Source organism: Pseudomonas sp. MWU13-2105, assembly GCF_023242315.1.
Taxonomy (GTDB): Bacteria; Pseudomonadota; Gammaproteobacteria; order Pseudomonadales; family Pseudomonadaceae; genus Aquipseudomonas.
In genome coordinates, this window is record NZ_JALLIY010000034.1 from 16,130 (window position 1) to 28,326 (window position 12,197).

Sequence of the window (12,197 nt, forward strand, 5' to 3'; positions counted from 1 at the left end):
CCATGCGTCGATTGAACCTCTTTCTCCCTCTCTGGCTGGGTTGCACCGCAGTCCAGGCCGTCGAACTTATGCCGTGGGAGCGATTGCCCCTGTCCGTGCCACTGTACGTCGATCAAGAGCGCATCATCTTCATCGACCAGAACGTCAGGGTCGGTGCTCCCCGTTCATTGGGTGACACGCTGCGCATCCAGAGCACCGGCGGCGCACTGTACCTGCGGGCCAATGCACCGATCGAGCCCACCCGCCTGCACCTGCAAGACGTGCGCACGGGTGAAATCATCCTGATCGACATCGCGGCCACCGAAGGCCAAGGCCAACCCGCGCTCGAACCCGTCAAAATCGTGAAAGGCCCGGGCACGTCCATGGGCTATAGCGACACGCCCGAAGACGCCACTGACAGCGACGATGACCCGCCCCTCACTGCTGCGGACAGCCCTCCCGTTTCACGGCAAACGCCAATCCCGGTGGTCCTGATCCGCTACGCGGCGCAAAACCTCTATGCCCCTCTGCGTACGGTCGAGCCCCTACCGGGTGTATTGCCGGTGAAGTCGCGGCGTGACCTGGACCTGACGGGCCTGATGCCCACGCAACCGGTCTCGATGCAATGGCTGGGTGCCTGGCAGATGGAAGACCACACCGTCAGCGCCATCAAACTGCAGAACCGTGCCGCCACGTCTATCGCCCTAGACCCACGTGAACTGCGGGGCGACTTTATCAGTGCGGCCTTTCAGCACCCGCACCTGGGGCCCACCGGCCTCGCGAGTGACACCACGGTGGTCTACCTGGTGACCCGAGGTCGGGACTTGGCACAAGCCCTGCCACCAGTCCTCAGTCCGGTGGACGCCAGCACCGCCCTAACCGCGTCCGCCGTCTCCGCAGCACCCGGAGGTGACCATGACCAGTAATGGCTTGCTCAAGTGGTTGCTCCTGCCCCTGATCCTGCTGGTGGTCTTCGGGCTGCTCAAAGCCTGTTCCCCCACGGACGCCCCCACCGCCAAACCCGCCAGCACCGCGCGGCCCCTGACCCCAGAGGACATGAAGCTGCTCGGCATTGATGGCGACACGCCCCATGACACCGTGGCCACCCTGGTCGCCCAGACCAAAGCTATGCGCACTGAGCTCAAGGCCTTGCTCACGGAAAACAAAGACCAGCAGAAAGAAAACGCTCGCCTGCGTCAGCGCGATAGCGACATCGACCAGCGCATCCAGAAAGCCCTGAACACGGAGCTTGAGAAGACACCGCAATCGGGTTCGCAACGCCTGAGCCCCCAAGACACCCAGAATCTGTTGGAGGATCTCAAGCAGCAGCTCTCCACCTCGTTTATAAGCAAGGGCGGCGCTGACCTACCCATCGGCCTGGGCCTGGAGCCCGGTGACGAGGCGTCCTTCCCCGGAGCCCACACTGACCTCGTCTGGACCGAGCCTCAGGACGGCACCGCCGTCGATGCCAAGGGCCAGCCGCTGCCAGCGGGTTCTGGCAAACCGGCCAAGGGCTTCAGCTTCCCGACGGCCTTCAGTGATGAGATCAACAGGGGCCAGCGGGCCCTCAAAGCCAATACCGGCGCCGTTGGCCGCCACATCAAAACCACCGACGACAAAGCCCCGGTCAAGCCCGTCTACACCTTGCCGGAGAACAGCACCCTCACCGGTTCCATCGCCATGACCGCGCTGATTGGTCGGGTGCCAGTGGACGGTGTGGTAAACGATCCCTACCCCTTCAAAGTGCTGATCGGCCCTGACAACCTCACTGCCAATGGCATAGATCTACCGGATGTGGCGGGCGCAGTGATCAGTGGCACTGCCGCCGGAGACTGGACACTCTCTTGCGTACGCGGGCAGATCGTCAGCCTGACCTTCGTGTTCAACGACGGGCGCATCCGCACGCTCCCCTCCCCACAAAAACTGACCAGCCGCCAAAACAGCGGCCAGACCGGCCAATCGCAACTGAACAAGATCCAGGGCGGCATCGGCTGGCTCAGCGATCCCTATGGCGTGCCGTGCATTGCCGGTGAACGGCGCTCCAACGCCCAGCAGTATCTGGGCACCAAAAGCCTGCTCACCGCGGCTGGCGCGGGGGTGGCCAAACTGCTCGAAGCCGACAAGGCCGATGCCAGCACCGTGCTCACACCCGGCGGAGCCGCCGTGGGAGCAGGCCCCTCAGCGCTGAACAGCATTCTGTCCGGGGGCGTGAAAGACATCGGCGACTGGGTGAACAAGCTCTACGGCCAGGCATTCGCCGCCGTCTACGTGCAGCCCGGCGCATCCGTGGCCGTGCACTTGGACCGGCAGTTGGAGATTGACTACGAACCCCTCGGCCGCCAGGTGCGGCATGTGACAGGAGGTCACCATGCAACAACCCTCGATTAAGGCCCTGGCCTGCCTGTGCCTGGTCATGTTGCTGACCAGCGGCTGCACCACTGACAAGGATGACCTGCTCCCCCATGGTTCTCAGACCATGACCGATCTTTGGGATCAGCATGCAGGCCCCACCCCTCAAGGCGCCCCGAGCCGACCGCTTCAGGAGGCTCGTTTGGCCTTGCGGCGGCCCCTGGAGGACACAGGTTCCGATCAGCCGGCCTACACCCGCACCGCCAGCAACGAGATCCACAGCCAGTTCAAGCGCCTGCCCAATCCGGACATCGTGATGTACGTCTTCCCGCATCTGGCCGGGTCTGATCCGGTTCCGGTGCCCGGCTACAGCACCGTCTTCCCCCTGTACCAGCGGGTGCAGTACGCCCTGCCCGGCGAACGCACGGAGGCCTACTGATGGAAGCGGACAAAATCGATACCGATCCCTGGGCACAGCACATAGAGCAGTTGAAGGCCCACGGCTTGCCGGAACCTGGCGCCGGAAGTCGCCCCCGAAAGCGCCCCGCCACCAAGGCCGATGAACAGGCCCTCTATGACGTGACACCCAGCTTTGTCGACCTGCTGCCCTGGGTGGAATATTTGCCCGACACCCAATGCCTGCTGCTGGAGGACGGCGAATCGGTGGCGGCGTTTTTTGAGCTGACGCCCATTGGTACCGAAGGCCGGGAAGCGAGTTGGCTGTGCACGGTGCGTGATGCCCTGGAAAACGCCCTGCAAGACAGCTTTGACGAGCGTGAGGACCAGCCCTGGGTGGTGCAGCTCTACGCTCAGGATGAGACCGACTGGGACGGCTACCTGCAAACCCTCAGGAACTACGTGCAGCCGCGTGCCCAAGGAACGGCCTTTACCGAGTGCTACCTGACGATGTTTGGCCAGCACCTGAAAGCGCTGTCCAAACCCGGCGGGCTGTTTGAAGACACCGTGGTCACCCAACTGCCCTGGCGCGGCCAGCGGCGCAAAGTGCGGCTGGTGGTCTACCGGCGCAGCAAGGGCTCTGATGGGCGTCGAGGCCAAACCCACGAACAAGCCCTCAACAGCGTTTGCGACCGACTGCTGGGAGGCCTGGGCAATGCCGGCGTCAAAACCCGGCGCATGGGCGGTGCGCAGATTCATGCCTGGCTGCTGCGCTGGTTCAACCCGCACCCGCGTCTGCTGGGTGATACCCAGGCTGACCGGGAGTGGTTCTATCAACTGGCGTCCTACCCTGAGGGCCCAGCAGGCGATGAGCTGGAACTGGCCAGCGGTACCGACTTCGCCCAGCGCCTGTTCTTCGAGCAGCCACGCTCGGACCTGGACCAGGGGCTTTGGTATTTCGACGAGCAGCCCCACCGCGTGGTGGTGCTTGATCGCCTGCGCACGCCGCCGATCATTGGCCACCTGACCGGGGAAACGCCCAAAGGCGGCGATGCCATCAACGCCCTCTTCGATCAGATGCCGGAAGAGACTGTGCTCTGTATCACCCTGGTGATCTGCCCGCAGGACCAACTGGAAGCCCACCTCAATCACCTCGCGCAAAAGTCGGTTGGGGACACCTTGGCTTCTGAGCAAACCCGCGCGGACGTGCATCAAGCACGTAAGCACCTGGGCAGCGCCCACAAGCTGTACCGGGGCGCGGTGGCGTTTTACCTGCGGGGCCAGGACGTCGAGGAGCTCGACCGCCGTACCTTGCAGCTTCACAATGTGATGCTCAACGCTGGCCTGCAGCCGGTGCGCGATGAGCATGAGGTAGCGCCGCTCAACAGCTACCTGCGCTGGCTGCCCGGGGTGTTCAACCCGGGGATGCGTCAGAGTGAGTGGTACACCCAGCTCATGTTCGCGCAGCATGTGGCCAACCTGGCGCCGATCTGGGGTCGCAGTGAGGGCACAGGGCATCCCGGATTCACGTTCTTCAATCGGGGTGGCGGCCCGCTCACCTTCGACCCCCTCAATCGTCTGGACCGGCAGATGAACGCGCATCTTTTTCTGTTCGGGCCGACGGGGGCCGGTAAGTCGGCCACCCTCAACAACCTGCTCAATCAGGTCATGGCCCTGTACCGGCCACGCTTGTTCATTGCCGAGGCCGGCAACAGCTTTGGGTTGTTTGCAGAGTTCGCCAGACGCCTGGGGCTGACGGTCAATCGGGTCAAGCTGGCGCCGGGCTCCGGGGTAAGCCTGGCGCCCTTCGCCGATGCCTACCGACTGGTGGCGACACCCGACCGCGTTATGACACTGGATACTGAAGATCTGGATGAAGCTGAATCCACGGAAGACGATGAGCGTGATGTCCTGGGCGAGCTGGAGATCACCGCCCGCCTGATGATCACCGGTGGCGAAGACAAGGAAGAGCAACGCCTGACCCGCGCAGATAGGAGCCAGATTCGTCAGTGCATCATCAATGCCGCTCACACCTGCGTGAGCCAAAAGAGAACGGTACTGACCCAGGACGTGCGCGACGCCCTGCGGGACATGGACAATGATCCCCATCTGCCGGAGCCGCGGCGTCTGCGGTTGCTGGAAATGGCCGATGCCCTGGATATGTTCTGTCAGGGCTCCGAGGGCGAGCTGTTCAACCGTGACGGCACGCCCTGGCCTGAAGCCGATATCACGCTGGTGGACCTGGCCACCTACGCCCGTGAGGGCTACAACGCCCAGCTTTCCATCGCCTACATCTCGCTGATCAACACCGTGAACAACATCGCCGAGCGAGACCAGATGCTGGGCCGGCCCATTATCAATGTCACGGACGAAGGCCACATCATCACCAAGAATCCGCTGCTCTCTCCCTACGTGGTCAAGATCACCAAGATGTGGCGCAAGCTCGGAGCCTGGTTCTGGCTCGCCACCCAGAACATCGATGACCTGCCCAAGGCCGCCGAGCCGATGCTCAATATGATCGAGTGGTGGATCTGTTTGAACATGCCGCCGGATGAGGTCAACAAGATCGCGCGGTTTCGGGCGCTCACTGAGGCGCAGAAGGCGCTGATGCTGTCAGCCAGGAAAGAGTCTGGAAAATTCACCGAAGGAGTGATTTTGTCCAAGTCGATGGAGGTGCTGTTCCGGGCGGTACCGCCGAGCCTCTACCTGGCCACGGCCATGACGGAGCCGGAGGAAAAAGCCGAGCGATTCGCACTGATGAAGGAGCACGGCATCAGCGAGCTGGATGCGGCGATAATGGTGGCGCAGCGGATTGATCGTCAGCGTGGGCTTTTGACTGCAAATGACAGCAATATCGCTCCCTAAATGTGAAATTTAAGTACATCTCAAAGAAAAAATGGGGATCTGGCACGCCCCTGATTGAGAGCATTGCTGAGCATTGAGAAGACGATTTTCTCGAGTGAGAACTTTCCCGGAGCTAACAAAACGCTTGACAAAAAACAACGCGCCGAATAATTTCGCGACCGAATGCAAACGCTTATCATTATGATTGATGGCACATTGCATTCATCGCTTGAAACTCACTTAAATCAATACATGAGAAATATTATGGAAAATATGACCAACGAGAAGGCATTCACAGCTCAAGAGATCGGTGAGCTGCGGGTTATCACTATGAACCAAAGTGCAAGCAAAATCACCCAAGGGGGCGACGGCCCAATTGCCGAGTATTTTAATATTTTCGGGGTCAGTTATGATTGGCAGTCGCAAGACTTCTATGGCTAAGTAAACAGTAGGCGTGGCCAGAGTGTATGCTCTGGCTTCGTCTACCTTGAGCACTGAAGCGTTTTCATAGGGAATTGAGACGATATCTATATGCCTTCATCTAATTTACAGGTGGGGTTCGCTTACTATGGACGGGATCTTATTGTCCTAACAGTGGCGGACAACAAATTCCATCTCATTCAAAACGTTTCGCTAGACTCAGTTAACGACCTGATCTCCTGTCCAGAGAAAAGTAAAGGTACACCTATTTATAGCGCACTACACTCGATTGGTGCGATCACTGATTCATCAACACCTACCAACGGATGCTTGTCGACACTAAAGCCGATAGATTATATCGAGCAACGCTGGATGACGCCGTTGACATCCGCAGTCCCACTGCGGCGAATGGACATAACAAAAGCATTATATGCCCTCTTGCGCGCTGCTTTTTGCGTTAGGTTTGGTGGATTCAAACGGGTCATATCCTTCAAGACCAAGGGTCATTCTCGAACCTTAAGCGCAGATGATCACGATAAGATTTTAAATCGAGCCAAGGCAAGTTTAAACAAGGTTTTCTTCCTTGATTTTAGCAAAAATAAATGCCTGACCTACTCACTAGCGTTGACGCTTATTTTACGCAGAAAGATCCCGGGCGTGAAATTGATAGTGGGTGTTCGCACGCGTCCATTCTTGAGTCATGCCTGGGTTGAACAGGATAGCAGAGTGATCAGTGATGACCCAGACTTGCGCAACAAACTTGCCGTGATATTGGAGCTCTGATGTTCATCGCCTACTCAGTTACTTTATCAGCGTCTAGAAAAAAAATCCTTGAGCGGTGGGTAAGCCAAAACACGCTGACCACCCTCATATGTGGGAACTTTGCGGTGGGTTTTTCCGGTCGTTGGAAGCTTTCGAAGAATGCTCAAGGCGTTGAGCTATTTGAAGGTGTTTCACACCCATGGGGACAGCACAAACCAAAGCCAACTCACCCAGAAGCGGGTCTTACTGAAACCTCACTCACCCATGCAATTGGGTACTTTACGTGCGTATCAATTGAATCAGGCGAATTGAGAATCACCAGAAGCTTATATCGGAGCCTGGATATTTTTTATACGATACTAGACGGAGAACCCATACTCTGTAGCCATTTACCGGTATTAATTGCCTCACGTGGTGGTTACCAGCAGCAGACATTGGATATTGATTACTGCAGAAGCTACATCGGCGTTCAGCAAAAATTTGGTGGCCAAACACCCTTTTTGCAGATCAGAGAACTCATGCTGGGAGAACAGATGAGTATCGGCCCACAAGGGCGAATAGATACCGAGTTTGTGAATCGCCCGCTACCTCCGACAGAGGGGATTGCGGACACACTAAAAAACACATTGGCCACCTTCTCTCAAGCATTTGATAACACGCTCCTCATGTTTTCTGGTGGGTTGGACTCCAGCACTCTGTTGTGGGCACTGAAGGCGTGCGGCGTCAATACCTTGGCGATACACAACGATTCGAAGCCCGGCACCGATGACAGTGAATACGAGGAGGCGCGTGCTATAGCCAGTGATCTTGGCAATGAAATCGTGAGAATGGAACAAGAGCAAGAAGATGACTTCAGTGATGCATTCAAACTCACCACAACGGATAAGCACCACTCTCTCAATAGCACCCCTATATTCAGCAACAACACCCCAGCAAAAGACGCATTGGAACTTAATGGAAGTCGATTGATTCTGACTGGACATGGTGGGGACCAGGTCTTTATTCAAAATCCTGGCGCCAACGCCTGCTTTTCTTTGCTGAACCAGGGGAGATACCTGTCATTTTTTCGTACAGCAAGAATGCTGTCTCGATTAAAAGGGACAAGTGTGTATGAGATTATCAAACATAACATTTCGTTGATGCTGGCGCCTCACGAGGGTTCAGTCGTACCTCCTGCATGGCTGGGCCCCTTGAAAAACGAGGCGGGGGATGAGCATTATCTGCTTCGTGGACTGGACCGGCGTAGCGCCAAGTATTCACATTTATCGACGATATTGCTCGCACTGCACTCGACTCAAACGGTTCCTGGCCGTGCAACCGTGTTGGCGCCGCTCCTATTGCAAAATATAATTGGGCATGTCGTAGATACGCCAGTAGAGCACAGCTTTTCGGATACCCACGATCGCATAATCCTACGCCAACCCATTTATGAAAAAACAGGTAAAGCTTTTGCTTGGCGACGAACCAAGCGGTCGTCATCAGTGATGTTCTTCAAGGCGTTATCGAGTGCCAAAAGCAACTTAATCAGCACATTGAACCATGGCGTGGTGATTTCAACGCTTGGCATAGACAAGACCAAGATCCTTGCTGATCTGGAGATGAATTGCGACGTAGCACTCACCGACAGCTTAAAAAATTTAATGAATGTCTTCAAATTGGAAAAATACCTTTTCACGGCAAGTACCCAATCGGAAAAATTATTAAGCCATGAATAACTGGAAAAAATTGTACCTCCTTTTCTTGCATCACCTGAAGGCAAGAGATCGTACATTTATTATATCGACCATCGCGTGCACCCTTGTTGCAGCCAGCTGCTTGTCTACCGCACCGCTCATACTGGGCCGATTAACGGACAGCTTGCTGAAGGCCGACACTAGCAGTGCCCAGCAGATCATCATCACTGCCCTACTCTACCTCCTTCTGATTGCCATTCCGAAGTTGATAAATTCGGTGATCATGTATTTACAGAGCCTTCTAAGGCTAAGCGCCAATCAGACGCTATTGGGGCGTTACTTTAATTACCTGTGCCTGCAATCAGAAAATTTCTTCTCGCAGAAAAATCCAGGGGAGCTTAGCCAAGAAGTCAATCAAGCCTCTAATGATTTATTCATCATTGTTAGAAACCTATCCTTTTCCATTGTCTCTCCCATCGTCCAGATAGGGATTGCCGTTGTCGTCCTCATCCTCAGCAAAAACACGTTTGTTGCAATGGCCATGGCGATCTATGTATTACTGTTCCTGATCAACAATATTTTTTACGCCCGTCGCCTGACAGCACTCAAGATGGCGTATATGACGGCTGGCCGCAACACCTATGCAACACTGACCGACTCCATATCCAACATCAACGTGGCAAGGCAATATAATGCTTACGACTTTCTTCTTGGGCGCTACAACAAGGCTTTAAAAGAAGATCGTCAGTCCCAGAGTCATTACTGGACCACGATGGTTCGAATGCAGATCATCAACGCGCTACTCTTTGTAGGGCTATTCGGAGTTTCTTTCATGCTAGCCCTTTACGACGTTATCTATAACGGGCGCTCCGTTGGAAACTTCGTTTTAATTGGCGCCTACACATTGACCCTGCTTTCCCCTATAGAAAGCCTGGGTAATATGTTTACCGAAATCAACCAAGCCCTACGGACATTTGCGACCTTTGTCGACAAGATATCCATACAAAGCGAACGGCGCGGGCTGACCTCAAGAGATACGCCCCCTCATCACTGGGCGGTAGCATTTGACCGCGTGACACTCACCTATCCAGGGAAGGAACACGCAGCACTGAGCGATGTGTCGTTTTCAATAAAACCAGGCGAATGCGTGGTAATAACAGGCCCTAGCGGCGCAGGGAAAAGCACCATCGCCAAGATTCTGATGAAGCAATATACTCACGATGCAGGATCGGTTTGTGTTTTTGACACAAATCTCGCAGAGATTGATTTGCACACTGCGAGTGAAAAAATCGGATTTGTTTCTCAAGAGGTATTTGCGTTCAAGGATACCCTGAGATTCAACCTATTGGTTGCGCACCCCTCTGCGTCTGACCATGAACTACTTCAGGCTCTGGACAAAGCCGAATTGCGCGACTATCTGACCGGCCTGCCGCAGGGGCTCGACACTGTACTGGGTGACAGGGGAGTGACACTGTCTGGCGGGCAACGGCAACGATTGGCGTTAGCTCGGCTATTCCTGCGACAACCGGACATTATCCTACTCGATGAAGCCACCTCATCTCTGGATGTCGTCACCGAGAAACGTATTCTACAGAATATTGTTGACGCGTTTCAGGACAAGACTATTTTAATCATTACGCATCGTGCTACAGCCCTGTCGATGGCCGATCGGGTAATGGTTGTATCCGCAGGTCAAATCGAAGGTTTTGAAAACCTGAAGCGCTTAAAAACCCACAATGTATTCATCAACCATGTACTTGACGCGGACGCAAAGGGACTAGAAATATGAAAAAGCAGGTCATTCCACGCAGGAAAATGGCCTATAGCGCATCGTACTCATTGCCTCCTGAAACTATTGCTGACGAACTCTAACGCTGCGCAATATAAAAGGTTGAGTCAGTGCCCCTCGTTCATAGGCATCACCCGTCACGTTGAAAATGTCTGGCGGCTTCTAACATCGAGAATGTTCACATGAGCTGCCAGGCATTTGCTGCCCGTCCAGCAGTACGCTCCTGAAGGAGTTCTAGCACTCCCTGAATACAGAGTGCTTAGGCACCTCTGCCACGTACTGTCAGACTTCGTCGCGGACCTGCATAAGCGCAAACCCCAACAGATTCAGACCTCGCCACAGGTTGGGATTACTCGCGTTTTCATCGTCCTGGGCGAGCCCAATGCCCCAGATGCTATCCACTGGACTGGCCTCAACGATGATGCGAGATCCGGTTTCCTTGAGAAAGGCGCTCAGTTCCGGGCTTTGGGAGAACTTGGCTTGGTTCGCGCGAACGACAATTTCATACCGATGTTGCAGCCAAACCTCATCGTTGAACCCACGCACATTTCGGCCAAGCGCCTTGGCTGCGTTCGGGGTGGGCGCCAGGAGCACTTGAGCACGAACTTCCTGATCATCGAATAAGGCGGCCTTCTCGGCCATCATGAAATGCTCGGCGGTTGGGTAACGCTCCCCCTCCACGACGAACTCGGCGTTGTACCACTGGCTGAAACACGAAGACGTGATGCCACGCTTGCTTCGCTGGTGCCCCCAGAAAAAGACATACTCAAGCGCCTCACCAGCGTTGAAGCGGGAGCGGAGATCTTCCAGATAGTTGGAGTCGTGCAATGGGCCTTCCTTAGCAATTGGCTTCTGACGAAATGGGTTTGCCTGGATGTATTCAGGCAAATCTCGGCCGAAGAGTTTGCTTGCATTCGCCTGTGTACTCAACCCCGAGGGCCCTCATCTGCCTCATGGATCGAGCCTGGCCCCGATGACGTGAAGATCGCCACGAACAGCGAGTACCTCGTGGGTGCCATTCACTACACCGTACGCTATCGGAATCCATTCGAGTCATCAGCGGTGCCTACTGGCAGACAGGGCAATTCAAGCATCCTCGCCCATCCGGATCCTCTGCAGCGTTCCAGCTCCACCAGCCTTCCGTTCCGTAGACACGGTCGTACCACTGGGTTTTCCGGGCCTTCTGTGCCAGATACTCGGGCGTGTTCATCCCGAAGACTTCCAGGGGGAAATCCTGCTTCATGTCCAGGAGCCAGAAGTCTGGGAAAAACTCGCACTCATCAGCGTCATAGCGAAGCGGTTTCTCAAAACAGCGGCCAGCGGAGAACAGCTTGACCTCGAGGGTGGACTCGTAATCGGAGTCCAACGGTATCCAGCGTTCACTGACGTGCATCAGGGCCAGGTCCAGCACCTGGGCGCGGGCACCGGTGTTGCCTTTGCCTGGTTCTACATTGAGTTGAGCGATCACCATGACCCGATCACCGCGCTTCCAGGCCGCAATCTCCTGCTTGAATCGCCTCTCGGTGTCCGCCCAGACCTCGGTAGGCATGCTCAGGTACGGCATGCCAAAGGGGCCCGCCAACGGCAGCTTGAGGATCGTCCCATCGTGCTTGCTCTGGTCAAAGCGCGCCAACGGCGAGACCACAATCGCCCGACGGTTACGCTGAATAGCGTCCAGTACCACACCTTCGTTGGTGACTTCAGCTTTGGAGCGAGGGGTGGCACTGACCAGCAACACATCACTCAGCGTCATACGCCCCACTTTGATCCGGCTCGCTGTTTGACGGAGAGCGCTATGGATCAACCCACTCTTGCGCTTGCCCTCCATGGCCGGGTACCAGACGTTCAGCCGCGCCTCTTGCCACAGCAGGTGGAGCAGCCCCAGCAGGGTCATCGCTGGTTTACGGGTTCCCGCGGTCGGCGCATAAATGACAATGCCTTTATCGGCACGCTCCCCCTTTGCCGCTTGCTCAAGCAGACCACGC

10 protein-coding genes are annotated in these 12,197 nt (G+C 55.9%); 8 read left to right on the forward strand and 2 right to left on the reverse strand.

The window, feature by feature from the left end; all coding sequences use genetic code 11:
* Nucleotides 1–2 precede the first annotated feature (2 nt).
* The 8 genes from M5B96_RS31370 to M5B96_RS31405 all read left to right on the forward strand — a co-directional run bounded on the left by M5B96_RS31370 (nucleotide 3) and on the right by M5B96_RS31405 (nucleotide 10,212).
* Entirely contained in the window at nucleotides 3–905 is a 903-nt protein-coding gene (locus tag M5B96_RS31370) for a TIGR03749 family integrating conjugative element protein (RefSeq protein WP_248800936.1), read from the forward strand.
* Entirely contained in the window at nucleotides 895–2,367 is a 1,473-nt protein-coding gene (locus M5B96_RS31375; RefSeq protein ID WP_248800938.1) for a TIGR03752 family integrating conjugative element protein, read from the forward strand. The genes M5B96_RS31370 and M5B96_RS31375 overlap by 11 nt, the downstream gene beginning before the upstream one ends.
* Nucleotides 2,348–2,767 carry a TIGR03751 family conjugal transfer lipoprotein gene (locus M5B96_RS31380; RefSeq protein WP_248800939.1) on the forward strand — a complete coding sequence of 140 codons (420 nt, stop codon included), beginning with the start codon at nucleotides 2,348–2,350 and terminating at the stop codon, nucleotides 2,765–2,767. Before M5B96_RS31375 ends, M5B96_RS31380 begins: the two co-directional genes overlap by 20 nt.
* Nucleotides 2,767–5,589: a conjugative transfer ATPase gene (locus M5B96_RS31385; RefSeq protein ID WP_248800941.1), complete on the forward strand. Its 2,823-nt coding sequence runs from the start codon at nucleotides 2,767–2,769 to the stop codon at nucleotides 5,587–5,589. Before M5B96_RS31380 ends, M5B96_RS31385 begins: the two co-directional genes overlap by 1 nt.
* 162 nt (nucleotides 5,590–5,751) lie before the next feature.
* A complete protein-coding gene (locus tag M5B96_RS31390; RefSeq protein WP_248800943.1) occupies nucleotides 5,752–6,009 on the forward strand; it encodes an acinetodin/klebsidin/J25 family lasso peptide in 258 nt (85 codons plus the stop codon).
* A 90-nt stretch (nucleotides 6,010–6,099) separates the two neighbouring features.
* A complete protein-coding gene (locus M5B96_RS31395; RefSeq protein WP_248800945.1) occupies nucleotides 6,100–6,771 on the forward strand; it encodes a lasso peptide biosynthesis B2 protein in 672 nt (223 codons plus the stop codon).
* Complete coding sequence (locus M5B96_RS31400; protein WP_248800947.1) at nucleotides 6,771–8,465, forward strand: asparagine synthase-related protein; 1,695 nt, start codon at nucleotides 6,771–6,773, stop codon at nucleotides 8,463–8,465. The genes M5B96_RS31395 and M5B96_RS31400 overlap by 1 nt, the downstream gene beginning before the upstream one ends.
* Entirely contained in the window at nucleotides 8,458–10,212 is a 1,755-nt protein-coding gene (locus tag M5B96_RS31405; RefSeq protein WP_248800949.1) for an ABC transporter ATP-binding protein, read from the forward strand. Before M5B96_RS31400 ends, M5B96_RS31405 begins: the two co-directional genes overlap by 8 nt.
* 282 nt (nucleotides 10,213–10,494) lie before the next feature.
* Here M5B96_RS31405 and M5B96_RS31410 read toward each other — a convergent pair whose 3' ends face one another.
* Both M5B96_RS31410 and M5B96_RS31415 read right to left on the reverse strand, forming a co-directional pair.
* Entirely contained in the window at nucleotides 10,495–11,040 is a 546-nt protein-coding gene (locus M5B96_RS31410; protein ID WP_248800950.1) for an NADAR family protein, read from the reverse strand.
* Between the two features lie 238 nt (nucleotides 11,041–11,278).
* The coding region (locus M5B96_RS31415; protein ID WP_248800951.1) for a DUF1173 family protein at nucleotides 11,279–12,197 on the reverse strand (919 nt) is incomplete at its 5' end.

Bases quoted from the DNA above. Each gene is read 5' to 3' on its own strand.
- M5B96_RS31395 (WP_248800945.1), top strand. From the start codon at position 6,100: ATGCCTTCATCTAATTTACAGGTGGGGTTCGCTTACTATGGACGGGAT.
- M5B96_RS31380 (WP_248800939.1), top strand. From the start codon at position 2,348: ATGCAACAACCCTCGATTAAGGCCCTGGCCTGCCTGTGCCTGGTCATG.
- M5B96_RS31400 (WP_248800947.1), top strand. From the start codon at position 6,771: ATGTTCATCGCCTACTCAGTTACTTTATCAGCGTCTAGAAAAAAAATC.
- M5B96_RS31385 (WP_248800941.1), top strand. From the start codon at position 2,767: ATGGAAGCGGACAAAATCGATACCGATCCCTGGGCACAGCACATAGAG.
- M5B96_RS31405 (WP_248800949.1), top strand. From the start codon at position 8,458: ATGAATAACTGGAAAAAATTGTACCTCCTTTTCTTGCATCACCTGAAG.
- M5B96_RS31370 (WP_248800936.1), top strand. From the start codon at position 3: ATGCGTCGATTGAACCTCTTTCTCCCTCTCTGGCTGGGTTGCACCGCA.
- M5B96_RS31390 (WP_248800943.1), top strand. From the start codon at position 5,752: ATGCAAACGCTTATCATTATGATTGATGGCACATTGCATTCATCGCTT.
- M5B96_RS31375 (WP_248800938.1), top strand. From the start codon at position 895: ATGACCAGTAATGGCTTGCTCAAGTGGTTGCTCCTGCCCCTGATCCTG.